Here is a 25,466-nt window from a genome sequence, read left to right as displayed (position 1 = left end):
TTATTACATACCCTAATTCTCAATCTAGTCATCATTATAGGTTGGGTACACCCACAATGAATGAGATCAGTATTGAGCAACAAAAAAAATTACTCGTTAGTGTAGCAACTGATCGTGATAAAACAGCTTTTGCCACTATCTTTTCACATTTTGCGCCAAAAATTCGTTCTTATGGCTTAAAACATCTAAAGCAAGAAGCCAATGCAATGGAACTTGTTCAAGAAACAATGCTAACTGTTTGGCGAAAAGCACATCTTTTTCATCCCGAGAAAGGTGCGGTATCTACATGGGTTTACACAATAATGCGTAATCAATGCTTTGATATTCTGCGAAAACGTCAAGCAACAAAAGAAGATAATTACAGTGATGATATTTGGCCTATTTTTGAGCAGAAACTCGTCTCATCATCTGATGATCCAAGTAATGAACAACTCAGTGATGAACTCATTACATTGATAGCAACACTACCAAAAAATCAGCAAGTTGTAGTGAAAGAAATATACCTTAATCAGCGATCTCATCAAGAGCTTGCCGATCAGTTAGGACTCCCTGTGGGTACCGTAAAATCAAGGTTACGCTTAGGCTTGCAAAAGCTGCGTTTGCATTTGGAGAATGACGATGCCTACTAATATCTCGTTTATTAAACATCATCCCAGTAAACAATTACTAGGGCAACATATAGAAGGTAAGTTACCACTTTCTATGTCACTTGCTGTATCTGCACATATTGAACTTTGCCCTCATTGCCAACAGTTAGAATCACAACTTACACCTAAAATTGCTAATGCTTCTTGGTCGCAATCAAAAACGGCACAAAGTAATTTGCAGCAAGATCTTCACATTGACGCATGCTTTTCCGCCATGCTCAGTGACATTATTGAAAGCGGTGACGATAACATGTCATACCATGAGCCAAAGTCTCTAACCATTGAATGTAAAGGAATGACATATACTCTACCAAGAGCATTCACTAAGTTTAATCAGTTAAACTGGCACAATTTAGGAAAAATTAGACGTGCCAGGTTACCCTTTGAAGAAGGTGAAGTAAGATCGAGTTTATTACATATAAGCAAAGGCGGTACGATCCCGACTCATACTCATAAAGGCTATGAGCTGACGCTTCTACTAGCAGGGAATTTTGAAGATGAAAACGGGCATTATACCGCTGGTGATTTTATATTACTTGACGAATCTCATTCTGGACATAGCCCAAAAACTAGTGAAGGTTGCCTTTGCTACACAGTCTCAAATGCCCCACTTCACTTTACTCAAGGTATGAGCCAACTGTTTAATAGTATTGGTAAAGTTATATACTAATTTTTATTATTCGCCTCTTAACTACATGCTTTATGGCTAAAATTACAGTTAAGAGGCTTTTTCACTTATTAATTTAATGCATTCACAATCATTAACTTTATAAAACAACTAATATTTAAATCATCATTATATTTGTAACCTTTAATATAAGTTCAATCATATTTATAATTTGCATAAAATAAAAAACATTTCTATTTTCGATCTTAATTTAAATATAAAATTGCATTTGTAGTTTAATTACTACAATTACAGTCTTATTTAAAAACAAGTCTTATTTTACATTTTAGCAAACTCACCTCTTATTCAAAAAACCAGCATTTTTATTGGCTTAAATTCGCAAAATGTTTGTTTCCAATAATCACCTAATCCTGAATTACCCACCTACAACAAAAGACAACAACTACTTGATTAATAATGAAAACAAAAGGAATCATTAGTTCACGCATGTTATCTAACATCACATTTCTTTTATTTACCATCATCATTAGCGTTAAAAAATAGATAGTCATCATCTATTTCCAACCTAAAATACTCTTCCCACTGCGGTTATGCGTTACGTTATTACGTATCACTCAGTAAATAATTAAAAATAACAACAAAACAATTTCGTGAAACAACGAAATAACCTAGGTGGGAAATATGTTAAATCTTGCAATATCGGTTATCCCTATTTTGCTTTTAATTTGGATGATGACAAAAAAGAATGCTTTACCATCACATATAGCATTACCAGTAACAGCACTCATCGTTGGTTTTTTACAACTGATCTATTTTGGTACCGACAGCCAACTTTTAGCTGCAAACGTCATTTCTGGTGCATTGTCCGCCATAACGCCAATATCAATTATTGCTGGCGCTATTTTATTAAACCGAACCTTGAACGTATCTGGTGCTGAAAATGTGATTCGCCAATGGTTAGAAGGCATCAGTAAAAACCAAGTAGGTCAGTTGATGATCATTGGCTGGGCATTTGCTTTTATGATTGAAGGCGCATCGGGGTTTGGTACGCCAGCTGCGATTGCAGCGCCTATATTAGTCGGTCTTGGTTTTAATCCATTACGTGTAGCCATGCTAGCACTGGTTATGAATTCTGTTCCAGTCTCTTTTGGTGCAGTGGGTACACCTACATGGTTTGGTTTAGGCAACTTAGGACTTCCCGATGCAGAATTGCTTGATGTAGGTCGCCTATCAGCAATTATGCATACAGCGGCAGCCGTGGTTATTCCCGTAATTGCGCTTAAATTTGTTGTTAACTGGCAGCAAATAAAACACAACTTTGTGTTTATCCAACTAAGCATTTGGTCATGTACTATACCTTATGTATGGCTGGCGCAATGGAACTATGAGTTCCCAGCACTGATCGGTGGCGCATTTGGCTTAACGTTGTCGATTATTTTTGCCCGTTACAATATTGGTTTAGAAAAGCAAACTGAGAAAGAACAAAAACAGCAACAAGAGACTTTACCATTTGGTGTCGTTTTTAAAGCGATGGCACCAACGCTATTACTGATAGTTATTTTAATCGTAACGCGTATCAAACAACTTGGTCTAAAAGGCTTGTTAAATGATGCAACACCTCTGCTACACCTTAATTTAGGTTTTGCTGATTTACATCTAAGCCAAGCGTTAATCATTAAGTTAAGTAACATTTTAGGTACGGATACATCTTGGGCATATAAAACACTCTATGTCCCTGCATTAATTCCGTTTTTTGTAGTTGTGCTTATTTCAATTCCTTTTCTAAAAATGAATAAGCAACAAGCAAAACAAGTGTTTAGCGACACTGCATCACGCATTAAAACACCATTTATTGCCCTTGTTGGCGCTCTAATTATGGTGAAGTTCATGATGATCGGAGGCGAACACTCGCCAATTATGACTACAGGTAATGCGTTTGCTGATCTAATGGGTAAAAACTGGCAATACTGTGCCGCCTATTTAGGTGCACTTGGTGCTTTTTTCTCAGGTTCAGCCACTGTTTCAAACCTAACCTTTGGCGCAATCCAGCAGAGTATCGCGCACAACGTTGGGTTACCTGAAACCACTATTTTAGCCATGCAATCTGTTGGTGGTGCTATGGGTAACATGGTGTGTATTAACAATATTATTGCGGTGTCAACTATCCTTGGTATCGCAAATAAAGAAGGCTACATCATAAAACGTACGGTGATCCCTATGATTTTGTACGGTGTGATTGCAGCATGTGTCAGCATTTTTATCTAATTGTCCCTACATAACATTAGATAAATGATTGGCTTACTTTCGAGTAGGCCAATCTTAAATATGAACAATCAGGCGGTAACCCGCCACTGGAGCAATAAAATGAAGGTAAACTTTTTTGTCACCTGCCTAGGCGATACAGTTAAAGCTGAAGTTGCCAAAAAAACAGTAGGTTTACTAGAACAACTTGGCTGTGAAGTGATCTTCCCAGAACGTCAAGGTTGTTGTGGTCAGCCTGCATTAAATAGTGGCTACATTGAAAAAAGTAAGCCTGCAATGAAAAGTATGATCCAAGCTTTTGAGATCAATGATTTTCCTATCGTAACACCAGCAGGTTCATGTGCAGCGGCTGTTAAAAAGTACCCTGAGTATTTAGCAGATGAGCCAGAATGGGCAGAGCGTGCGAAAAAAGTCGCTGATCGTTTATTCGAACTAACACAATTTGTTGTACGCCAGCTAGGTGTTGAAAACGTCGGTGCTCGTCTTGAAGGTAAAGGTGTTTACCACCCTTCTTGTAGCTTGATCCGTAAACTTGGCGTACGTGAAGAACCTCTACTTCTTCTTAGCAACGTTGAAGGCCTTGAGCTTTTACCTATCGAAAACCAAGAAACATGTTGTGGTTTTGGCGGTACATTCTCTGTGAAAATGTCTGAAATCTCAGGTGAGATGGTGACAGAAAAAGTGCGTCACATTAAAGCAGCAGAGCCTGATTTCTTAATCGGCGCTGATATTAGCTGCTTATTAAATATTGGTGGTCGTATTAGCCGTGAAGGTCAACCAATCAAAGTGATGCACATTGTTGATGTGCTGATGAGTCGTTAAGAGGTCATTATTATGTCAATGAAAACAAGCAACCAAAAATTTAAAGATCGTATTCATGTAAAAATGAAAGACGAGTCTATGCGTGCCGCTGTTGCTAATGCACAAGAACGTATGTTCAAAAACCGCGCAGTTGCTGCGGAAAAACTCGGTAACTGGGAAGAATGGCGCGAAATGGGTATGGATATCCGTAACCATGTGCTTGAAAATCTAGATTACTACCTACAACAACTTAGCGACAACGTTGAAAAGAACGGTGGTCATGTATTCTTCGCAGCAACAGCTGAAGATGCAACCAACTACATCGAAAAGATTATTCAGCAAAAGAATGCGAAAAAAGTTGTTAAGTCTAAATCCATGGTGACCGAAGAAATCGGTATGAACCAAGTGATTCAGCGTAATAACTGTGAAGTGATTGAAACCGACCTTGGTGAATACATTCTTCAAGTTGATGATTGTGATGCGCCATCACATATCGTTGTGCCAGCACTACACAAAAACCGTACTCAAATTCGTGATGTTTTCAACAAGAAACTCGGTTACGAAGGTTCTTCTGATCCAGAAGAAATGACACGTTTTGTTCGTAAACATATTCGTCATGACTTCCTTGAAGCAGAGATCGGTATCACTGGCTGTAACTTTGCTATCGCAGAGTCAGGCACCGTAACCCTTGTGACAAATGAAGGTAACGCACGTCTTGCAACAAGCCTACCTAAAACACATATTGCTGTAATGGGTATGGAGCGTATCGCTCCTACTTTTGAAGAATTCGATATCCTAGCAAGTTTACTATGTCGTAGTGCTGTTGGTCTACCTCTAACAGGTTATGTAACAGCACTTACAGGTCCTCGTGAAGACGATAACTGTGATGGCCCTGAAGAGTTCCACTTAGTGATTGTTGATAACGGTCGTTCTAAAATTCTTGGCTCTCAATTCCGTTCAATTCTACGTTGTGTTCGTTGTGCTGCTTGTGTAAACACATGTCCAGCTTATCGTCACATTGGTGGCCAATCTTACGGTTCAATCTACTCTGGTCCTATTGGTGCAGTATTATCGCCATTACTAGGTGGTTACGAAGATTTCAAAGACTTGCCAAATGCATGTAGCTTATGTCGTGCTTGTCATGATGTTTGTCCAGTGAAGATCCCGCTGTCTGATTTGCTGCTGAAGCACCGCCAAATCATGGGCGAAGAAAAGATCACTGATTCTATGGAGCGAGCTTCAGTTAGTGGTTTTAGCTTTATTAATGCTCACCCTGCGCTATGGGATAAAACCGTTAAGATCGGCGCTATTGTTGCAGGTAAACTAATTAAAAATGGTCAATTGCCATTTAAAGTTGGTCTACTAAACGCATGGACTCAGACGCGCGATTTACCAAATCCATCTGGTGAGTCATTCCGCAGTTGGTTTAAAAACAAAAATAAATAATTAAGGAGCTTTCCGTATGTCATCTCAAAATGAGCAACGCATTTATAATCGCGATAGTTTCCTTAACAACATCGCTAAACAACTTGGTCGTGATCGCATTACTACCCCAGTAGAGCGTCCAAACCTAAAATATAACTGTCACAAAGAAGTATTTGCTGATAAATCACAAGATGAATTAAAAGATATCTTGGTAGAATACACTCAGTCTTCTTTAGGCGCGCAAGCCGTTGTGACAACCAAAGCGCAGTTAACTGAAGCACTTCGTGACGTTTGTTTCAAATACTGCAGCGAAGACGAAACAAACATTGATCCTGTTGGTGAAACCATTTTTACTGCAGATACTCGTCTACTTAACGTTATTGATCCAAAAGATTTAAGCGCCGATAAGCATGGTGTTTACATTTGGGATCACTCAGCGGGTTACGAAGCGAACATCACAGTAGCAGAGCGTGCAAAAGTCGGCGTTGTATTCGCTGAACAAGCGTTAGCAGAATCAGGCACAATGGTACTTTACAGCAACCCAGCACAGGGGCGCGCAGTAAGTCTATTACCAGAAGCTTCTGTCTTCATTGTACCTAAAAGCTCAATCGTTGCTCGTTTAACCCAAGCAACTGAAATTCTGCATCAAAAAGCCATGAATGGTGAACGTGTACCTTCATGCGTAAACTTTATTTCAGGTCCTAGTTCGACAGCAGATATCGAACTGATCAAAGTTGTTGGTGTGCATGGGCCCGTCTTTGCCACCTACATCATTATTGATGATATGTAAGGCTACTTATCACCAATAGTGATAGCAAACTAGTAGGATACTAGTGGTTAAGCACATTACGGGAATATGAATAACGCAGTCTTCGGACTGCGTTTTTTTAACTAGAATTTAATCTTTTTAGGTATATAATCCTTCGCCTATTAGGCTTTTTGTGGGATAAATAATGCCAGCTATCGATGATCTCGTTTTATTCACTCAAGTTATTGAGCATGGTTCATTCAGCAAAGTGGCTGAACTCAATAACGTGACGAAATCCGTTGTTAGTAAACGCATTAGTAAACTGGAAACCGAATTAGGCTTACAGCTCATTTACCGTACCACCCGCAAATTAACCCTCACCGAACCGGGTGAAGTCCTTTACCATCGCGCAAAAAGTATCAACCATGTTGCTCAAGCCGCTTTTGACTCTGTTACGGGCTATAGCGAAGCGCTCTCTGGTAAAATTCGCATGTCTGTACCGACTATTTCAGGTGAATTAGTATTGGCAAAAGCTGTAGCTGATTTTTGTCAAAAACACCCAGGTCTCTCGGTTGATATGTCATTAAATAATCACTTTGTCGATCTCGTAGCTGATAACTACGATCTGGTGATCCGTACGGGTTATCTTGAAGATTCAAGCTTAATCGCTCGTCATATATTCAACTCTCGCTGGGTAATTTGTGCTTCACCGACCTACATTGAACATTACGGTAAACCTGAAAAACCTAAAGATCTCAATAGCCATAACTGCCTTGGCTATAATCCTCAAAGTACGGGTCCATTCGACTGGCAATTTATTAAACAAAATAAAATTTATACTCATAAAGTCAGTGGTAATTTTTCATCAGACAATGCGGTGGCTCTAAAGAAAAGTGCACTTGCAGGGAATGGGATCGCCTATCTGCCTAATTGTTTAATCTATGATGAATTAGAACGCGGTGAGTTAGTTGAATTACTCTCAACACATGCAGGTAAAGTGGTGGGAATTTATGCTGTATATCCGTATACCAGAAAGCCAGCTAAACGAATTCAAGCATTGATTGAACATATTAGAGAGAGCTACATGGAAATTAAAGAAAAGTTCTAACCTCCATGTAAGATCAATCCGTTATGTTGAATTTACTTAACCATCTACGAGTTTCATCAATAGGTGTCCATCGTATAACGCTTGTTTAACCAGAGCCGCACCTGGCATCGTCGCTTGAGTATAAAAACAGCTTTCTTCTATTTCTAATCCATCGAAATAAACAGGTAGCGTTTGCGAACGAATACACTCCATAATCGCAGGGTAAAGCACCGCTTTGGCGCGGTTAAACTCCCCTCCAATCAAAATGCGTTGAGGGTTAAACAGGTTAACCATTATCGCAATGGCTTGCCCTAAATTATGGCCTAACTCCACAATAATTTGTCGCGCTAAACTGTCACCTTCTACCGCCGCATCACAAATAGATTCAATGGTTAAAGGCATATGACTGAGCATGGATTGATGCCCTGCTTTAAGCTGTGTATCCACCTGTTCTAAAATAGCCTGTAGGCTCGCTACCGTTTCTAAACAGCCGTGATTACCACAAAAACAGCGTTTCCCATATGGCTTAATTTGAATATGCCCCAGTTCACCCACGTTACCGGTTTTTCCTTGCAGCACATTATCATCAAGTACGATACCTGCCCCAACACCATGATGAATAGAAATCAAAATGGAATTTGCAATACCACGAGAATTGCCAAACAGCTTTTCAGCTAATGCCCATGAACGCGTATCGTTACCGATAAAAACAGGCAGCCCCGTTTCTTTGTGAATAATTTCACCAAGAGGTAAATTAGATACATCATAATGTGGCATCTGCAACACCATGCCTTCACTGGAATTCACTAATCCCGGTAATGACACAGCAATCGCTGTCATTCGATCTAATTCACTAACATGATTGGCAAAGAAAATGTTTATTTCAGCTAATAACTTTTTAACCACATCTTCTTGATGAAGTTGTTCAATATCTTGACGTTCTTCGACTAAAATTTCACCGCCAAGTTCATGTAAGGCAATAGTAAGATAACCACGACCTAAACGAATAGATAAAAATTGCCAACCTTCATTAGCTGGAACTAACCCAATCGCAGGTCGACCACGACTGCTCGGTTCCTGAAATTGCGTTTCTTTAATTAAATGCGCATCAATTAATTCACGGGTGATCTTAGTTATACTTGCGGGGGCAAGTTGGCTGCGTTTAGACAATTCAATGCGCGAGATCGGCCCATACAAATCAATTAGTTTATAAACGCTGCCGGCATTATTTCTTTTTATATGATCGATATGGCCTGGCTGAGCGACGTACATGTCGATACTCCTGAGAAAAATCAGCTTAAAAACCTTCGGAAGTTAATTTTTTTACTTTGCGAAGTAATTGTGAAGCCTCTTATCGTCAGTACGTGACAAGTATCACTATGAATGACTAAAGACATTGAGTTTCGCTTCTGCGATAATGAAAAAAGGCTTTTTTGCCTACAATTTTTTTTAATTAGCGGATTTATTTCACGCAGTAACTTTTCTAATAATGACCATGCTTCATTAATAATAAAATGGTTATAGTCGTGAGAATAAGAGGTTCAACGTGTACAAAATTAACGAAGTATTCGAAACAATTCAGGGTGAAGGTGTATTTACTGGCGTACCTGCAATTTTTGTTCGATTACAAGTCTGCCCTGTTGGCTGCTCATGGTGTGATACCAAACAAACTTGGACTGCAGAGCCACAAGATCTCGTTAGCTTAGACAAGATCATGGCTAAAACTGGGGACTCACCACTTTGGACTAATCTTGACGCTAATGGTGTAGTGCAATTATTACAAGATCAAAAATATACAGCTAAGCACGTTGTTATTACAGGTGGTGAACCTTGTATTTACGATCTTCGACCTTTAACTCAAGCACTAGAAGATGCTGGCTTTAACTGTCAAATTGAAACCAGTGGTACGTCTGACATCCAAACCAGTGATAACACTTGGGTAACGGTATCGCCAAAAATAAACATGAAAGCAAAATTGCCCGTTTTAGCTTCTTCCCTCGCTCGTGCTAACGAGATTAAGCACCCTGTCGGCACCAGCAAAGACATTGAACAACTTGATGCACTCATTGATGGCGTTACGCTAAAACCTGATGTCACGATTGCGCTTCAACCTATCAGTCAAAAACCACGTGCAACAGAGTTATGTATTGAAACTTGTATTCAACGTAACTGGCGTTTATCGATCCAAACACACAAATATCTAGCCATCGCTTAATCACTCTATACTTTGCTTGATTTATAAAACACTTATCAAAAAAACCGCTTTGCTTTAATGTTTACAACGCTAAACCGAAGTGGTTTCTTGCAAATGACCGATAATTAACCAACTATCACCTCAAATTGCCTATTTCCTTCATCAATTTGTCATTTGATTGATATCAATACTTGATGCTTGTCGTAAGAAAGGTAATATTGCTAATACATAAATATCTTTAAGCACGAGATACTTTAATTCCAAAGTCAGTGCCTAAACGGAGAATGATTTAAACATGACTTACGCGCCTGTAACAGACGTATTAAGCGGTAAACTAGCGGTAGACAGTGAAGTGACTGTTCGCGGTTGGATTCGCTCGCGTCGTGATTCCAAAGCTGGGATCTCTTTCCTTGCCATTTATGACGGCTCTTGTTTCGACCCGATTCAGGCCGTGGTCCCTAATGAGTTAAATAATTACCAGGATGAAGTCCTTAAGCTTACAACTGGTTGCTCTGTTGAGGTTACCGGTACAATCGTCGCATCTCCTGCTAAAGGTCAAGATTTTGAGCTAGCAGCAACTAACGTTAAGGTTGTTGGTTGGGTTGAAGATGCAGATTCTTACCCAATGGCTAAAACACGTCACTCAATTGAATACTTACGTGAAGTGGCACACCTTCGTCCACGTACTAACGTAATTGGTGCAGTTGCACGTGTTCGTAACTGCCTATCTCAAGCGATTCACCGTTTCTACCACGAACAAGGCTTCATTTGGATGTCTGCACCACTTATCACAGCTTCTGACTGTGAAGGTGCGGGGGAAATGTTCCGCGTGTCAACGTTAGATCTTGCTAACATCCCAATGACAGATGAAGGCAATGTAGACTTTGACAAAGATTTCTTTGGTAAAGAAACATTCCTAACGGTATCTGGTCAGCTAAACGCAGAAGCATACGCGTGTGCATTAAGCAAAGTTTACACTTTCGGCCCAACGTTCCGTGCTGAAAACTCAAACACTAGTCGTCACCTAGCTGAATTCTGGATGGTTGAGCCTGAAGTTGCTTTCGCTGAACTTGATGATGTCGCAAAACTTGCTGAAGACATGCTTAAGTACGTGTTCAAAGCTGTACTTGAAGAGCGCCGTGACGATCTTGAGTTCTTTGCATCTCGCATCGACAAAGAAGCAATCACTCGTCTAGAGCAATTTGTAACGTCTGATTTTGCACAAGTTGATTACACTGATGCAATTAAGATCCTACAAGATTCTGGTCGTAAGTTTGAGTTTGATGTTGAGTGGGGCATTGATATGTCTTCTGAACACGAGCGCTTCCTTGCAGAAGAGCACTTTAAAGCACCTGTAATTGTTAAAAACTACCCGAAAGACATCAAAGCATTCTACATGCGTATGAACGATGACGGTAAAACAGTTGCTGCTATGGACGTACTAGCACCAGGCATTGGTGAAATCATCGGTGGTTCTCAACGTGAAGAGCGCCTAGACATTCTAGATGCACGTATGATTGAGATGGGTCTAGATCCTGAACACATGGGTTGGTACCGCGATTTACGTCGTTACGGTAGCGTTCCTCATGCAGGTTTCGGTCTAGGTTTCGAGCGTCTAGTCTCTTACGTAACAGGTATGGGTAACGTACGTGACGTAATCCCATTCCCACGTACGCCACGCTCTGCAAGCTTCTAAGTCTTGCTTATATCAATATTACAAAGGCTGTCTTATGGCAGCCTTTCTTTTAATCGTCAAATATTAGTTCAGAAAACGGCAACGGTTTGGAATAATAGTAACCTTGAATGTAGTCAATATCATGCTCTCGTAGAAAATCAACTTGCTGCTGAGTCTCGACCCCTTCTGCCACAATATCAATCCCTAAGCGCTTCGCCATCATAATAATAGAGTTGAGTACTTCGACTTTCACATCGTCAACACCAATAACATCAATAAACATTTTATCGATCTTCACACCATCTAAGTTGAAGTCCATAAAGTAACTAAAACCACCATAGCCCGTCCCTGCATCATCGAGTTTAATTTGATACCCCTGCTCTTGTAGGCAACGAATATTAGCTTTTGCCATCGCTAAGTTTTTAAAATGTTGGCGTTCGGTGATCTCAAATGAGGCAATAAAGTTTGTTTCAAATTTAAGCATATCAATAAGTTGATCAATAAATGCTTTCGTCTCTATCTGTTGTGCGGTTAAGTTAAAGGCACAAAATACTTTCCTTTTATGTCGATAACTATATTGTGAAAAATCGTCTTGTACTTTTTTCACTAAAGTTAGCGTAATTTCATTAATCACTTCCATTTTTTCAGCGACATCAATGAAATATGCCGGAAGTAATAAACTACCATCACTTAATTTCCAGCGAACTAAAACTTCGACTCCCTGCAATTGATCATCGAGTGACATGATAGGCTGATAATAGGGAATAAATTCATCCTTTTTACACCCTGTCACTAATAGTTTTTGTAAATCATGCTGAGAATGATAATAGTAATAAATACCAGCTGAGATTAAGCATAATAATAAGAAATAAATTAACCAATAGTAATAAATATTTCTTTCATTTAATTTCTTTTGTAAATATTTATCAACAATCACTACCCCTTTTATCTTTCCTAAATCAGAACGTAAAACAAACCAAGTTGTTGGTTTTAATTTATTATTATAATCATCTAAATCGTACTCATAGTGAAAAGATAAGCATTTATTACAAAAGTAGACAAAGAACTCTGAAAAATCCGAAACTCTCACATCAACAAGAAACGTTTGCTGATTAACATTCATTAATACCGCAGTTTCATTTTGCTTACTAATTGGTGATAAATAACGAATATAGGGTGGTTGTTGCGTTTCTATTACTGGAAAATCAATAAGCCCATAAGAGGTACACAGCTTTTTAGTCTCAAGTTGCACACCAATAAAACGAATGTCATGATTATCATATTCTAATTTTCTTAATTTTTCCTGAGCGGATTGACTACAATTATTAATTTTTTTTAGCTTATCGATTTGCTGTGCTTCTAGCCAATAATTTGTCTCTAATTTTTTCCCATGCTCCTTTATATCTGACGAAATAGTTGAGTATGCAATGACATAAGATAACCAAGAAGCTGTCATCTTTGCGATGCCATAACTTAGGAAAATAAGAATGAGAATAGCAGTGAATAGCCTTGCTATTTTTACAATAGGATTCAAAGTCACCGCAATACCTTATTCAGAGCCGATTCAAATTTTAATATAATTATACGTAAAACAAATAAAAACAATTCGATAAATTTAATACATCGTATTCATAAAATATCTTCATCAAAGATATGACAAATAAGATTGAATTTATATCTTTAGATTATAAAATCCACCCTCCATATACCTCTATTGATATTGCAATGTTAGAGACATTAACAAATAAAAACAAAAGCTTAATTGCTAGCCTTAAGCTTTTCTCGCTATTATTTACGGTAATATCAAGTGGATATTTTGCTTATAATGCCTATCATTTAGACGAATTTTATGAGCAATACTTCGAAAAGATAAATGCAGTATATTCTGTAAGCCGTCGTTTTAGTTCATATTACAACAATACAGGTACCACGCTTATCCCAAAAGGCCAACACGATTACAATGGCGTTTCCGTGGTTGTAAACCACACATCTAAAGTTAAAGTGTTATCTAAAGGGATAAAGCGTCTTCGCTCTCAACTAGAGCAACTAACAGATAACAATATTTGGACTATCGCGGTTTTTGAAAACCCGGCCACTTATGCGCATTTTGATCCCGCACGCACACTCTATTTGGAATCCTATAAGAACTATGAAAAGAATTCTGTCGTAAAAAGGATTATAGATAAAGAAGGTCTGGGTGAGACCTATCGCTATTTCTATGGCTGTAATATGAAGCTAACAGAACGATATGTAGAAGAAGGAACTAACCAAACAATCAGAACATTATACTATCCAGTTTACAATAATCGTAAATTAGATGCGTTATTAGTTATTGATATTAAAAATAATTTACTAAAAGACGCACTTGAAAGTTATAATGATGAGTTTAAAACGGTACTTTATGCGAACCCGTCAAAGCATGATTTTTACATTAAAAAACTCTTACCTTGCGCGACACAAGACCCTTTTTATGTCGGAGTTAATTTATTTTCTATTTTAAAATACTCATTAGCACCTGCATTATTATTAACTTTATTTATTTACTTATTAACTGCAAAGTTAAAGACAAGAAAATTCTCATTACAACGTGATCTCATGACTCACTTCTATCGACGTGATTACTATGAGAAAAAGCTACATGCTCAAAAAAGTTTCTGCTTACTGATTATTGATATTGATAACTTTAAGTCAATTAATGATACCTATGGCCATGAAGTAGGTGATGAAGTAATACGCAAAGTAGCAGAAAGAGTGAGTCAATGCATACGCCAGAGTGATATAGCTATCCGTTGGGGGGGTGAAGAATTTATCCTAAGTTTTCCACCAATGACGAAAGAACAATTACGGTTAAAAGCAGAAGAAATACGACATCTTATTCAGGTATACCCTATTCAGGAGATTACCGTCACCATTTCAATTGGGGGTACGGTGTCGGACACGTTATCATTTAGTGAAGCATATAAAGTCAGTGATGATGCGTTATATCAATCAAAACATAATGGTCGCAATCAATCGACGATTGTTTAATGATGTTATTGCTGATGGCAACTTACTTTTGATACTAAATTAGCAAATAATTACTGTTATATGCCATCCTTGATAGATTATTCATCGTTCAAGGATGGCAACATGATCACTTCATCTTTATCAAATCATATCCTTACGCTCACTATTGATCGCCCCACAGCTAAAAACGCACTTAACCTCAAAATGTATCAAGATTTAGCTCAACAGCTAGAACGAGCCAAAAATGATGATATATATGTTGTCATCATCACTGGTCATGCTGACATTTTTTGCAGTGGAAATGATATTGAAGATTTTATTCAGTTAGCACAGGCTGATAATACGCAGTCACAGCAGAACCGAGAAATAATCGAACGCTTTATGATCGCAATGATTGACTGTCCAGTCCCTATTGTTGCCGCGGTCTCTGGCGCAGCGATTGGGATAGGGATGACACTGCTACAGCACTGTGATTTTATCTTTGCCAGCCCTAACACTACTTTTATTCTTCCCTTTGTTAAACTTGGATTATGCCCAGAATTTGGTTCAAGTTTATTGTTACCACAATTGATCGGAACAAGAAAAGCCAAAGCTATGTTACTACTTGGTGAAGAAATGACAGTAGAAGAAGCGTTATCTCTTGGTTTTATCAATCAAATAACCATTCAACCAGAACAACGTGCAGCACACTGTGCTAACACGCTTGCAGCTTTACCTAAAGATGCATTACAGCGCTCTAAAGCACTATTATCTGCGACTACTCGTCAACAACTTATTGATTGTATCTACAAAGAAAATGACCTTATTTTTAGGCTAATTAAATCTCCAGCCGCAACCAATGCATTATCTCGATTTAGAGTAAAAAAAAGTCATACTTAATTCATCAATAAAATTTATGACTAATTTGTTGCATTATCTTGTAAACGTTCTACGACAAAGGGTATAAATAGACATTACTATTTATTAACGCCACGGATGACCAAATATGTTTGAGAAAATTACGGCAGCTCCTGCTGATCCAATTTTAGGTTTAACAGAAGAATTTAAAGCAGATACACGCGCAACAAAGATTAATCTAGGCGTTGGTATTTATAAAGATGAGACAGGTAATACGCCTGTTCTTGCTACAGTAAAAAAAGCAGAAGCGATTTTACTTGAAAAAGAAAAAACAAAATCATACTTAAGCATTCCAGGTACACCTGAATACGGCCTAGCCGTTCAAGAGCTACTTTTTGGTAACGATGCAACAATCATCACTGAAAAACGCGCACAAACAGCTCAAGCTCCTGGTGGTACTGGTGCATTACGTGTTGCTGCTGAATTTATTAAGCGTCAATTGGGCGATGTAAAAGTATGGATAAGTAATCCTACTTGGGCTAACCACCATGGCGTCTTTGGTGCTGCTGGTCTTGAAACACAGCAATACTCTTACTATAACGCAGAAACAAGTGATATTGACTTTGACGCAGCGATTGCGGATTTAAGCCAAGCTAGCGAAGGAGATATTGTTCTTCTTCATGGTTGCTGCCATAACCCAACCGGTATTGACCCAACAACAGAGCAATGGCAAGTACTAGCAAAACTCTGCATTGAGAAAAAACTACTACCAATGTTCGATTTTGCTTACCAAGGCTTTGCGCGCGGTGTAGAAGAAGATGCTCAAGGTTTACGCATCTTTGCAGATCAACTACCAGAATTACTGGTAGCGAGTTCATTCTCTAAGAACTTTGGTTTATACAATGAGCGTGTAGGTGCATTTACACTTGTTGGTAAAACAGCAGAGCAAGCAGCAACAGCATTTAGCCAAGTAAAATCGATTGCACGTGTTATTTATTCTAACCCACCAGCTCATGGTGCTGCGATTGTAACAACAATCCTCAATAACGCTGAGCTTCGTGCAGAATGGGAACAAGAAGTTGCTGATATGCGTGATCGCATCCAAGAAATGCGTACGCTATTTGTAACAACATTAAAAGAGTTAGGTGTAACTAACGACTTTAGCTTTATTGAACGTCAAAATGGTATGTTCTCGTTCTCTGGCTTATCCAAAGATCAAGTAACGCAACTTAAAAATGACTTTGCTATTTATATTGTTGGTTCAGGCCGTATTAGTGTTGCGGGTATGACAAAAGACAATATGATGCCGTTATGTAAAGGTATTGCTGCCGTCTTATAATATATACGATGTTTAAAAAAAGAGGACATAACGTCCTCTTTTTACTTTCGACTATAAGGTTAAATGTCTTTTTTTTGCGAATTTAACTAAATTAATACAACATAAATTAACCTGATTTATTCAATGGCAATACATTACAATATAAATCGCGCTCGTAATTTCTTTTTAGTTGATCTTTCCAAGGCCTTTTCGCAATAGGAACAAGATAGAACATTTCACGTGTAGTATCAGTCACAAAAGCCATATCATGGCGCATCACTTCATAATGAATATCATGAACAAATCCTAACGAAAAACTTTGCCTACCCGTCAATATATTTATATCTTCCCGCGTTAAAGAAACGCCTTGGTTATCTTCAGCAAAACGGTCAATTAGCCAGTCTGAAAATTCTCTCGCACTTATCATTGTCATAGATCATTAACTCCAAATGCTTCGAGCTCCTTGAAATTAACATCCAAATAATTGCTATAAAAAGCGTAACCTAATAAATGTTCAATTTAGTTTAATAAAATTATGGATATCAATTCATTATTATATTTATAGCATTAAAATAGTTATTATTAAAAATAATCGGAACGATGCATAAATAATAAAGTAGAACTTAATATTAGCAGAAGAAAATAACTTTGAAGGAATAGAAATGAGAATAAAAACCCCCGCTTCTCAAAAAGAAGCGGGATTGGCTGATTAAAGTGCTTTATATAAAACTTTGTTGCCAGCCAATTGGATGCGTTCAACTAACCCTTCTTCAGTTAGTTTTTTTAACGCACCTGTAGCCCAAGAAGCCGCTTTCGCATCTTCTTGACCAGCTTCTAAGCCAATGCCTTTAGGGTTTAAACCTTCAGCATTTTTCACAACAATATCTAACACTTGTTGCTGCTTAGGAGTTAATGACACAGCTGATGTAGCCTTAGCTGGTGTCGCTTTAACTTCTTTTTTTGCTTCTACAGTTTTTGCTACGGGTGCAACTTTCACTGTTTCAACATTTGATGCTTTTTTAGCCGCTTTTTTAGGCGCTGCTTTGGTCGCTAATTCAGCAAAAACAGGCGTCTGTTTTTGAAGTTTTAGCTGTACTTTACGTTTGTGAGAGATTCTCATTAAATTTCCTACTCCGTTGCACTACTTTCAGTCACCACTATGCCAGCGGGAAAAAGTAAGCGCGTTTTATATCAAGTATGTCAGAGAAATGCCAGCAAACGGCGACATATCAACCGATAAATATGATTTTAAGCAAAAAATTCCTTTGATATTCTTCATATATACTTAATAAGTACCAAAGATGTAGGCATCTATCATGAACATACCGTTGATGTACAATACATTTAGTAGGTAATACGATCGCTGTGCATTTCCATATCGTATGATGACTAGATAATTTAATTTGGAGTGAGCAATGGAAACCTACCATGTAAAGTCAGCCCCTATCACCCCTTACGTTATGCTGTTTGTTTTTTGTTTTACCGCGTCAATCAGTGGTTGTTTTTTCTCTTTTTTCATTCCTAGTCTGACACTTACCACAACACTTATTACAGCAAGCATTGTAGGGATCATTGCCGTTATTGTTATCCGTCTGATCTGTGACTCAAAATACCTGTTCACACTCACCTTCATGCATTGCCAATACCATAGTCGTTATGGCGGATGGTCAACGCCTTGGTATAACATTTCTCAATTAGGTAAAGCTGAAATAAACCACCACGGTTGGCAACAACCTCTTCCTTGGATTGGTATTAAGCTCAACAATTATGACGATTTCATTCAAAATATTAGCCCACGATTAGCCGCTCGTATGATCATCGAACAACGAATTCTATTAGTCATGGCAATTAAAAATAGCAATGTTGAAAATCATACGATAGAAGATGTGTTATTTGACGATGAACCTTACCAAACACCTAATGGCAATATATTTAAAGGCTTAAGAGCAATGCTTGCACACCGCATGGAATATAATCGTAAATTTCTAGGCTTTGATTTTTTCATATCAGAAGATACGTTAGATCGGCCAATTAATGATTTTATTGGCCTACTAAGGCGTTATAAAGCAGCCGCTATACACCAATAGCGTCGCCGTGTTGCGCTTTTAAAAATGGTAATAACAATAACCCTATTGCAGCAGCCGCTACAGAGATAACAACAAAGAATCCCATCCAATGGTAATACTGCATAATTAGTGCTAATGGGTAACCTGCAAGCGCTGCGCCCATATAGGCAAATAGCCCCACAAATCCAGTAGCTGCCCCCACAGCATCTTTATGTGAGCACTCTGCTGCAGCCATACCGATTAGCATTTGAGGACCAAACACAAAAAAACCAATAGTAAATAAACACACCGCTTGTAGAACAAAACTCGCAATGGGTATTAACCACAACGCCGCAACAGATAAAAAGATACCGATGGAAAACAATAGGATCATTGGCCCACGATTACCTGAAAATATTTTATCTGATCCCCATCCAGCCACCAGCGAACCTAAAAATCCGCCAATTTCAAACAATGACAAGGCGCTATTCGCTGTGATCAAGCTATAACCGTATTGTTCGGTAAGATATAAGTTACCCCAATCATTAATCGCTGTCCGAACGATATACACCAGAATATAGCTAAGACTTAATAGCCAAATATATTTATTATTCAGTACATAACGAAACAAGATCTGCTTTTGTGATAATCCTTTACCAGTATTTTCATGAGCGATTTCTAAGTAATCTTTACGCCAGTGTCCAATACTCGGTAACCCCATCGAGGCCGGTTTATCGCGTAACCGCCAACAAAGGAAAAAGCCAATAACCACCGCTATAATGCCTGGAATATAAAAACTGTATCGCCAACCAAAATGGAGAACAGTGAAACCGACAATAATAGGGATCATTGCCCCACCCAGATTATGAGCAGTATTCCAAATCGACCACCATCTACCACGCTCTGAACGTGAGTACCATGTCGTTAATAACTTAGAGCAGGCAGGCCACCCCCAACCCTGAAACCATGCATTTAAAATCCATAATATGCTTAGCGCGACAACGGAACTAGATAAGCCAAATAGAATATTAATGATCCCCGTCGCAATCAGCCCAATTCCCATAAAGTAACGAGGATTAGAACGATCACTGACAATACCAGAGATAAATTTTGAACAGCCGTAAGTAAGATAAAATAACGTGCCCATTAAGCCAACATCCGCTTTATCCCAACCCAAATCAGTAATGATTGCAGGCATGGCATAGCTGAAGTTTTTACGAGTTAAATAAAAAGCCGCGTAACCAATATACATACTCACCATAATGTGAATACGCCAGTAACGATAACGTTGAGCAGTTTCTTGAGTAACGTCTGTATTCATATTTTCTATTATCGTCTAAAAGCTATAAATCTATGAGTGAGAAGAAAGCAGCGGTAAAACAACACGAATGTAAGTTCCCACTAAAGATACATGGTCATGGTACATCTGTAATTCAGCTTTAGGCTGGGTACGACTAGTAATAACACACTGACCGCCTAATGCTTCTATTCGCTCTTTCATCCCGCGTAAACCAAAACCTTTTAATGTATCGCTAGTTTTAAAACCTACGCCGTTATCTTCTATTTCCATTGTGATATTGTTATCAACTGACAATGTAATCAGCACTTCTGTTGCTTTGGCATATTTTGCGATATTGTTTAGCGCTTCTTGTACGACACGAAACAGCGTGATTTGCAGCATATCTGATATTACATCATCAATATCTTTCGGATAAAACATTGCAACATCAATATCTTGTTCTTCAAAGTTTAAATCTCTGATCACTTGTTCAATCGCTGCTTTTAAACCTAAATCATCCAGTGTCTTTGGCCGTAATTGCGATAATAATCCTTTTGTTGTGTCATAGATATTAAGCGATAATTGCTCTATCGAAGAAGCACATGACTCGCCGACCTGTGATGTTTCGACACGTTTTAAAATACTGGCTTGAGTGCGTATTGCAGTAATATTTTGACCAATTTCATCATGTAATTCTCGGGCGATATTTTGTCTTACCGACTCTTCAGCCGTAACTAACTGACGTGATAATGAATAATTACGTTTTAATTGTTTCGACAGTTTTTTATTTAAATCTCTCTGATGTTGGATCCCAATACCCAGTAAGATCCCCGTAATACTTTGTGCTGATAGCGATAACAACAAATCTACTGTTTCAATCGAACTCACTTCACTACGAACCGCTATTAAAGCAATACTGTTAAGCAAGGTACCGAGTAACGCCCCTTCCCAGCCATAACGAAACGCCAATACAATAATCGGAATAGCCAAACAAAACGGCGCAAACAAGCTCAATTGCTCAGGTAAATGCACCTGCAATAAAATATTGGCTATGAATAATAGGCAGAAAAAAAACAGATGCTGGCTACGAAATTCAACGGGACGAGAAACCACATCAACGGTTAATGGTATCCAAGCCTTTTGAAACAAATAATTCCAAATCAAATAGCAACTCGGCACTAACATTAAACCGCTAGTCATACTAATAAGAAAAATAAAACCAAGGCGACGAGTATTAAAAAGATCAAAGAGGTGTAACCCACTCAAGACCAACATATTGATCAATGCTAACGTGGTTATCGCAATCGCCATAACAGTCAGTAAGCGCCACTGCACCCCTTTATAATAACGTCGAGCAAGCAGGATAACAGGTATAGATAACACACTGGCAATAAATAAAGCCAGCCAACTATATTGCGGCAAAGATAAAGCTAATAGCAGTAACCCGCCCCATTCTGCGCTATAAATCGCAAGCCAATATTTCTTCGCGCTATGAAGAGCTAAACCAAGCCTAAGTGCAAAAGGAAAAAACACTGTCGCGAGAATAGGATCCATTATGAAGTAGTACGAAATCCCCCATAAACAAAACCAACTACAGCAAACAAATAACCAAACACAAATTGATGTTAGGCCAAAGCTACGCACTAGATAACTTCCCCACTAAAAAACTTAGCAAGCTCAACGTTATTTTTTACACCCAGTTTATCCATCGCATTAGCACGATGAACATGTACCGTTTTATGGCTCAAACCCAATTTTACCGCGACTGCTTTAACATCAAGACCCGTTGCCAATAACTCACTAATCTGATGCTCACGCTTAGTCAATTTATCTAACGCTTGTTTATTACAATTCGGTGATACTAAATTAATCGCAATATCTGGGGTTAGGTAGCAACCACCTTGCGCTGCTGTTCTTACTGCTTGAACTAATTCATCAGGACTACAACGTTTACTTAAAAAACCTTTTGCACCTAAGCTCAACGCTTTTTCTACTACCGTGGCAGTGTCATGAACACTCAGCATAATGCTTGCAATACCTGATGGCAGATCTTCAAGTAACGATAAACCACTCTCATTGGGCATGGAAATATCTAAAATACACACGTTAGCATCTAAACCAGGTAAACCGGCTCTTGCTTCTGCTGCAGAGCTGAACTGTCCAACAACCTCCATATCAGGCTCTAATGCTAATAACTGAGCAAAGCCAGAACGCACAATAATGTGATCATCAACTAGAGCTACTTTAATCATTACCTGAATACCTACTATTAACCTGAAAATCTATTGCGAAAAAGCCTGCATAAACTACCTCTTAGGGTTAAAGCGAGCAAGCGCTTTGCTAACGTTTTATTCTCTTTTAGCATAGATATAAAAAAAGCGCTTAGGTTACCCAAAGCGCTTTCTCAAATCGTTACAGGCTAATTAGTTAGCAGCTAATTGTTGTTTTTCTTTCTTTTCACGGTAAATCTTACGTTCTTCAAGAACAGCAACAATCGCCATAATCACACAACAAATGACTGCGGCCGTATCAAGCGCGACAAATGTACCCGCCCAACCAGTTTGACCGAAAATAGGCGTACCATCAGCGATCATACCTAAACCTAATTTCGCAAAGCTATCACCGATGAGATAAGCAAATGTTCCTTTAATACCATCGGCAACCGCGATACCTTGTTTAGGTACAAAGCCAACTGCCGCAACACCAATAAGAAGCTGTGGGCCAAAGACTAAGAAACCAAGTGCAAATAATGATGCTCTGTAAGCAAAAATTGTATCAGCATGTTGGTAGAAACCTAATGTTGCAATCACACCAATAAGCGCAATACACGCGACTAAGCCACGACGACCATTAATTAAGTCAGAGAAGAAACCCCATAAACATGTACCGATCAAAGCACCCGTTTCGAACATGGTGAAACCAGAAATAGCCGTTTCTTTATCAAAACCAAGTATTTCGTAACCGTATACAGTTGACCATTGGTCGATACCAATACGTACCACGTAAAGAAATACGTTAGCAAAGCATAGTAGCCAAATAACCTTATTGTACAGTACATAGGTTTTGAAGATTTCAAGCTTGCTCATGTGGTTATCATTAACTGCTTTATCTTCTTCTGAAATTGGCTCTTCAAATAGCTCTTCTGCGGTACCTAAACCATAAGATTCAGGACTATCGTTACCCATGCTAAAACCAATTAGCGCAACAACAATTGCAATAATTGACGGCACGATAAACATCCCCGCCACATTGCCATCAAAGAAGTAGTTTGCACCAAATAGAGCAACACCAGCGGCGCCCGCACCACCGATGTTATGCGAAATATTCCACATACCAAGGAACGTACCGCGGTTCTTTTTACTGGTCCACTTTGAAATAGTAGAGTACGAGTTAGAGCCACCCACACTTTGGAATAAACCCGATAGTGCATACAGGCCAATCATCATGTAAAACGAGCCCATTGATGGCCCCATGACTAAACCAAAGCCCAGCATACACAAGCCAGACAACAGTAGACCTAACGGCAAAATATTCTTCGAGTTCTTACCATCACACCAGTAGTTTAACGCCGTTTTACCGATACCGTAAGTAATTGAAAAACCAAGACCAATAGTACCTAACTGCGTCATACTCATACCGTAATCAGAGATCAGGTCATTTTGCGCAATATTGAAATTCTTACGAATGAAATACATCACCATGTAGCTAACAAACACAACAAGGTATGAACGTAAGAATGGCGCAAGCCACATTTTCTTACGTACAGCTAAAGGCAAATCAAGCGTTGGTTTTCTTACCTGTGTAAGCAGTTTTAACATGTGAAATCCTCAGATAGTCACTGAAAAATCGATGCTATGGATGTTTTGATGAACAATACTCGATGTCGAAATACTGTAATTACCATTAACATTCACAGTGCAATATAGAGATCACCATCATTCAAAACATGTGATTAAAGTTGGATAAACCAATAAAAATGGATAGATGATCATTGCTGGGGATTTTATCGATACCCAATGATTTGGGCATGAGAAGTCGACCTAAAACAACTAGGAATAATTCCTAATTTAAGCATGATTGGGGTAAAAGTGTGACGAAGCGCAAACTGAAGATAGACAACAAATAGAATAAAGTGAGGTAGAAACCTCACTTTATAAAATAAACAATCGTATTAATATAATGGCATTTCATCGGCAACAAATGGGTTTGTTGCACGCTCATGACCAAATGTTGATAGCGGACCATGACCAGGTACAAAAGTGACATCATCACCTAATGGCCATAGCTTAGTTTTAATCGCGTTGATCAACGTTGGATGATCACCGCGAGGAAAATCAGTTCGACCAATTCCCCCTTTAAATAATACATCGCCAACAAACGCAACATTCGCATCGTTACTAAACAAAATCACATGTCCAGGTGTATGTCCTGGTGTATGGAGTACTTGCAACGATTGATTACCAACATTAATTTCATCGCCATCGTTTAGCCATTGAGTTGGCTCAAATGCTTCCGTCATCGGAAAACCAAACATTTCGCTCTGACGTGGTAACCCTTGCAGCCAAAACTCATCATCTTTATGTGGACCAATTACCGGTACATTTAAAGACTTAGATAAAGGCGCAGTACCTCCAACGTGATCAAGGTGACCATGGGTTAAAATAAGTTGAGTTACGGTTAGCCCTAAATCCTCAACCACTTTAGTTAATTGTTCAATGTCACCACCAGGATCGACAATCGCCGCTTGGTTTGTTTCATCACACCAAATAATTGAGCAGTTTTGCTGAAACGGTGTAACAGGAACAATTTGATACTTAAGACTCATACTCGCTTAACATCCTAGCCATAAACATAAGCCGAAAGGATGCCATGATTATTTATAAAAATATAGCGACGATTTATAGCATCTAATTAACCGCGCCAGTTACGAACAGGACCGGTATCGATATGTACAAACTGGCTACCAGGGTAATAACCTACACCACCAATTTTCAAATCCATTGCCGCTTTGCGAATTTTCGACAGTGGCACACCTTCAAGATTAAAATCGATTGCTTGCGCCTTCATATGATAACTCTTCTTCGCAACCCCACCGCTACGTTTTGCCAACATCTTGTTGGTTTTTGGTGAACGATAACCTGAAATAATTTGCGCATAGCCTTCATGGCCTAAATATGTCTGAATTTGCGATATTGCATCATATAAACGACGATCAATACGCGCGACTTCATTTTGTCTAAAATCACGGCATAGATGATCAATTTTTCTTACCGCAGAGCCAACATACGTTTTACCATTAAAATACTTTGTTTCTAACTCTTCACCAGTATGAAGATTACGAATCAACATATTACGAGGATCAGATGCTTTAAATGGGCTGGCAATTGCTATATTAGGTAATAAACAAGAACCGACAACCGCTCCGCCGAGAGCAAGGAAATTACGGCGATTAATATTAATTTCTGACATACCAACTCATGATAAAAAAGTGCTATTTATTGTAATAATGCAAAG

General features: G+C 38.7%; 23 protein-coding genes. 13 read left to right on the top strand and 10 right to left on the bottom strand.

Annotated features, from left to right (window positions below; translation table 11 throughout):
* Positions 1 to 56: 56 nt before the first annotated feature.
* The 7 genes from I3259_RS02630 (at position 57) to I3259_RS02600 (ending at position 7,619) form a co-directional block, all read left to right on the top strand.
* Positions 57 to 629: a sigma-70 family RNA polymerase sigma factor gene (locus I3259_RS02630; RefSeq protein WP_238028203.1), complete on the top strand. Its 573-nt coding sequence runs from the start codon at positions 57 to 59 to the stop codon at positions 627 to 629.
* Entirely contained in the window at positions 619 to 1,317 is a 699-nt protein-coding gene (locus tag I3259_RS02625) for a ChrR family anti-sigma-E factor (protein WP_238028202.1), read from the top strand. Before I3259_RS02630 ends, I3259_RS02625 begins: the two co-directional genes overlap by 11 nt.
* A gap of 639 nt (positions 1,318 to 1,956) precedes the next feature.
* Positions 1,957 to 3,540, top strand: a complete 1,584-nt coding sequence (locus tag I3259_RS02620; protein ID WP_238028201.1) for an L-lactate permease — start codon at positions 1,957 to 1,959, stop codon at positions 3,538 to 3,540.
* A gap of 99 nt (positions 3,541 to 3,639) precedes the next feature.
* Positions 3,640 to 4,359 carry a (Fe-S)-binding protein gene (locus I3259_RS02615; protein WP_045083050.1) on the top strand — a complete coding sequence of 240 codons (720 nt, stop codon included), beginning with the start codon at positions 3,640 to 3,642 and terminating at the stop codon, positions 4,357 to 4,359.
* Positions 4,360 to 4,371: 12 nt separating this feature from the next.
* Complete coding sequence (locus I3259_RS02610) at positions 4,372 to 5,784, top strand: LutB/LldF family L-lactate oxidation iron-sulfur protein (RefSeq protein ID WP_238028200.1); 1,413 nt, start codon at positions 4,372 to 4,374, stop codon at positions 5,782 to 5,784.
* Between the two features lie 16 nt (positions 5,785 to 5,800).
* Positions 5,801 to 6,553 (top strand): lactate utilization protein C, encoded by a 753-nt coding sequence (locus tag I3259_RS02605; RefSeq protein ID WP_238028199.1) that lies wholly within the window; start codon positions 5,801 to 5,803, stop codon positions 6,551 to 6,553.
* A 163-nt stretch (positions 6,554 to 6,716) separates the two neighbouring features.
* Positions 6,717 to 7,619 (top strand): LysR family transcriptional regulator, encoded by a 903-nt coding sequence (locus I3259_RS02600; protein WP_238028198.1) that lies wholly within the window; start codon positions 6,717 to 6,719, stop codon positions 7,617 to 7,619.
* Between the two features lie 36 nt (positions 7,620 to 7,655).
* Here the strand turns inward: I3259_RS02600 and I3259_RS02595 are convergent, their stop codons facing one another.
* On the bottom strand, positions 7,656 to 8,870 hold the full coding sequence (locus I3259_RS02595) for an ROK family protein (protein ID WP_238028197.1): 1,215 nt from the start codon (positions 8,868 to 8,870) through the stop codon (positions 7,656 to 7,658).
* Between the two features lie 274 nt (positions 8,871 to 9,144).
* On the opposite strand from I3259_RS02595, the gene queE reads away from it, so the two are divergent.
* Together queE and asnS are read left to right on the top strand one after the other, a co-directional pair.
* Positions 9,145 to 9,813: a 7-carboxy-7-deazaguanine synthase QueE gene (gene queE / locus I3259_RS02590; protein WP_238028196.1), complete on the top strand. Its 669-nt coding sequence runs from the start codon at positions 9,145 to 9,147 to the stop codon at positions 9,811 to 9,813.
* Between the two features lie 274 nt (positions 9,814 to 10,087).
* A complete protein-coding gene (gene asnS / locus I3259_RS02585) occupies positions 10,088 to 11,488 on the top strand; it encodes an asparagine--tRNA ligase (protein WP_238028195.1) in 1,401 nt (466 codons plus the stop codon).
* Positions 11,489 to 11,537: 49 nt separating this feature from the next.
* On the opposite strand, the gene I3259_RS02580 is transcribed toward asnS, so the two are convergent.
* Entirely contained in the window at positions 11,538 to 13,001 is a 1,464-nt protein-coding gene (locus I3259_RS02580; RefSeq protein ID WP_238028194.1) for an EAL domain-containing protein, read from the bottom strand.
* A 119-nt stretch (positions 13,002 to 13,120) separates the two neighbouring features.
* Between I3259_RS02580 and I3259_RS02575 the strand changes: the two genes are divergently transcribed.
* From I3259_RS02575 to I3259_RS02565, 3 genes are all read left to right on the top strand, one after another.
* Positions 13,121 to 14,494: a GGDEF domain-containing protein gene (locus I3259_RS02575; RefSeq protein WP_238028193.1), complete on the top strand. Its 1,374-nt coding sequence runs from the start codon at positions 13,121 to 13,123 to the stop codon at positions 14,492 to 14,494.
* Positions 14,495 to 14,596: 102 nt separating this feature from the next.
* Positions 14,597 to 15,352, top strand: coding sequence for an enoyl-CoA hydratase-related protein (locus I3259_RS02570; protein WP_238028192.1), 756 nt, complete (start codon positions 14,597 to 14,599; stop codon positions 15,350 to 15,352).
* Positions 15,353 to 15,458: 106 nt separating this feature from the next.
* Positions 15,459 to 16,649: an amino acid aminotransferase gene (locus I3259_RS02565; protein ID WP_238028191.1), complete on the top strand. Its 1,191-nt coding sequence runs from the start codon at positions 15,459 to 15,461 to the stop codon at positions 16,647 to 16,649.
* 106 nt (positions 16,650 to 16,755) lie between these two features.
* Here I3259_RS02565 and I3259_RS02560 read toward each other — a convergent pair whose 3' ends face one another.
* Positions 16,756 to 17,061: a hypothetical protein gene (locus I3259_RS02560; protein ID WP_238028190.1), complete on the bottom strand. Its 306-nt coding sequence runs from the start codon at positions 17,059 to 17,061 to the stop codon at positions 16,756 to 16,758.
* A gap of 276 nt (positions 17,062 to 17,337) precedes the next feature.
* On the bottom strand, positions 17,338 to 17,748 hold the full coding sequence (locus I3259_RS02555) for a MarR family transcriptional regulator (protein ID WP_238028189.1): 411 nt from the start codon (positions 17,746 to 17,748) through the stop codon (positions 17,338 to 17,340).
* Positions 17,749 to 18,043: 295 nt separating this feature from the next.
* Between I3259_RS02555 and I3259_RS02550 the strand changes: the two genes are divergently transcribed.
* Positions 18,044 to 18,715: a DUF2982 domain-containing protein gene (locus tag I3259_RS02550; RefSeq protein WP_238028188.1), complete on the top strand. Its 672-nt coding sequence runs from the start codon at positions 18,044 to 18,046 to the stop codon at positions 18,713 to 18,715.
* Here the strand turns inward: I3259_RS02550 and I3259_RS02545 are convergent.
* The 6 genes from I3259_RS02545 to I3259_RS02520 form a co-directional block, all read right to left on the bottom strand.
* Complete coding sequence (locus I3259_RS02545; protein ID WP_238028187.1) at positions 18,702 to 19,994, bottom strand: MFS transporter; 1,293 nt, start codon at positions 19,992 to 19,994, stop codon at positions 18,702 to 18,704. The two genes, I3259_RS02550 and I3259_RS02545, sit on opposite strands and share 14 nt — an antisense overlap.
* Positions 19,995 to 20,024: 30 nt before the next feature.
* Positions 20,025 to 21,596: a signal transduction histidine-protein kinase/phosphatase UhpB gene (gene uhpB, locus I3259_RS02540; RefSeq protein ID WP_238028186.1), complete on the bottom strand. Its 1,572-nt coding sequence runs from the start codon at positions 21,594 to 21,596 to the stop codon at positions 20,025 to 20,027.
* Entirely contained in the window at positions 21,596 to 22,204 is a 609-nt protein-coding gene (gene uhpA, locus I3259_RS02535) for a transcriptional regulator UhpA (RefSeq protein WP_238028185.1), read from the bottom strand. Before uhpA ends, uhpB begins: the two co-directional genes overlap by 1 nt.
* Positions 22,205 to 22,375: 171 nt before the next feature.
* The gene (gene uhpT, locus I3259_RS02530) at positions 22,376 to 23,770 is read right to left on the bottom strand and encodes a hexose-6-phosphate:phosphate antiporter (RefSeq protein ID WP_238028184.1); all 1,395 of its coding nucleotides are present in this window, start codon (positions 23,768 to 23,770) and stop codon (positions 22,376 to 22,378) included.
* Positions 23,771 to 24,123: 353 nt separating this feature from the next.
* Positions 24,124 to 24,777: an MBL fold metallo-hydrolase gene (locus I3259_RS02525; RefSeq protein WP_238028183.1), complete on the bottom strand. Its 654-nt coding sequence runs from the start codon at positions 24,775 to 24,777 to the stop codon at positions 24,124 to 24,126.
* Positions 24,778 to 24,863: 86 nt separating this feature from the next.
* Positions 24,864 to 25,412 (bottom strand): YcbK family protein, encoded by a 549-nt coding sequence (locus I3259_RS02520; RefSeq protein ID WP_238028282.1) that lies wholly within the window; start codon positions 25,410 to 25,412, stop codon positions 24,864 to 24,866.
* Positions 25,413 to 25,466: the final 54 nt, after the last annotated feature.

The sequence above is a fragment of the Photobacterium sp. Ph5 genome, assembly GCF_022129445.1.
Taxonomy (GTDB): Bacteria; Pseudomonadota; Gammaproteobacteria; order Enterobacterales; family Vibrionaceae; genus Photobacterium.
Note: the sequence above shows the minus strand (reverse complement) of the source record. Positions and strands in the feature narration are given on the sequence as shown.

Bases quoted from the DNA above. Each gene is read 5' to 3' on its own strand.
- I3259_RS02630 (WP_238028203.1), top strand. From the start codon at position 57: ATGAATGAGATCAGTATTGAGCAACAAAAAAAATTACTCGTTAGTGTA.
- I3259_RS02625 (WP_238028202.1), top strand. From the start codon at position 619: ATGCCTACTAATATCTCGTTTATTAAACATCATCCCAGTAAACAATTA.
- I3259_RS02620 (WP_238028201.1), top strand. From the start codon at position 1,957: ATGTTAAATCTTGCAATATCGGTTATCCCTATTTTGCTTTTAATTTGG.
- I3259_RS02615 (WP_045083050.1), top strand. From the start codon at position 3,640: ATGAAGGTAAACTTTTTTGTCACCTGCCTAGGCGATACAGTTAAAGCT.
- I3259_RS02610 (WP_238028200.1), top strand. From the start codon at position 4,372: ATGTCAATGAAAACAAGCAACCAAAAATTTAAAGATCGTATTCATGTA.
- I3259_RS02605 (WP_238028199.1), top strand. From the start codon at position 5,801: ATGTCATCTCAAAATGAGCAACGCATTTATAATCGCGATAGTTTCCTT.
- I3259_RS02600 (WP_238028198.1), top strand. From the start codon at position 6,717: ATGCCAGCTATCGATGATCTCGTTTTATTCACTCAAGTTATTGAGCAT.
- I3259_RS02595 (WP_238028197.1), bottom strand. From the start codon at position 8,870: ATGTACGTCGCTCAGCCAGGCCATATCGATCATATAAAAAGAAATAAT.
- asnS (WP_238028195.1), top strand. From the start codon at position 10,088: ATGACTTACGCGCCTGTAACAGACGTATTAAGCGGTAAACTAGCGGTA.
- I3259_RS02575 (WP_238028193.1), top strand. From the start codon at position 13,121: ATGACAAATAAGATTGAATTTATATCTTTAGATTATAAAATCCACCCT.
- I3259_RS02570 (WP_238028192.1), top strand. From the start codon at position 14,597: ATGATCACTTCATCTTTATCAAATCATATCCTTACGCTCACTATTGAT.
- I3259_RS02565 (WP_238028191.1), top strand. From the start codon at position 15,459: ATGTTTGAGAAAATTACGGCAGCTCCTGCTGATCCAATTTTAGGTTTA.
- I3259_RS02560 (WP_238028190.1), bottom strand. From the start codon at position 17,061: ATGACAATGATAAGTGCGAGAGAATTTTCAGACTGGCTAATTGACCGT.
- I3259_RS02555 (WP_238028189.1), bottom strand. From the start codon at position 17,748: ATGAGAATCTCTCACAAACGTAAAGTACAGCTAAAACTTCAAAAACAG.
- I3259_RS02550 (WP_238028188.1), top strand. From the start codon at position 18,044: ATGGAAACCTACCATGTAAAGTCAGCCCCTATCACCCCTTACGTTATG.
- I3259_RS02545 (WP_238028187.1), bottom strand. From the start codon at position 19,994: ATGAATACAGACGTTACTCAAGAAACTGCTCAACGTTATCGTTACTGG.
- uhpA (WP_238028185.1), bottom strand. From the start codon at position 22,204: ATGATTAAAGTAGCTCTAGTTGATGATCACATTATTGTGCGTTCTGGC.
- uhpT (WP_238028184.1), bottom strand. From the start codon at position 23,770: ATGTTAAAACTGCTTACACAGGTAAGAAAACCAACGCTTGATTTGCCT.
- I3259_RS02525 (WP_238028183.1), bottom strand. From the start codon at position 24,777: ATGAGTCTTAAGTATCAAATTGTTCCTGTTACACCGTTTCAGCAAAAC.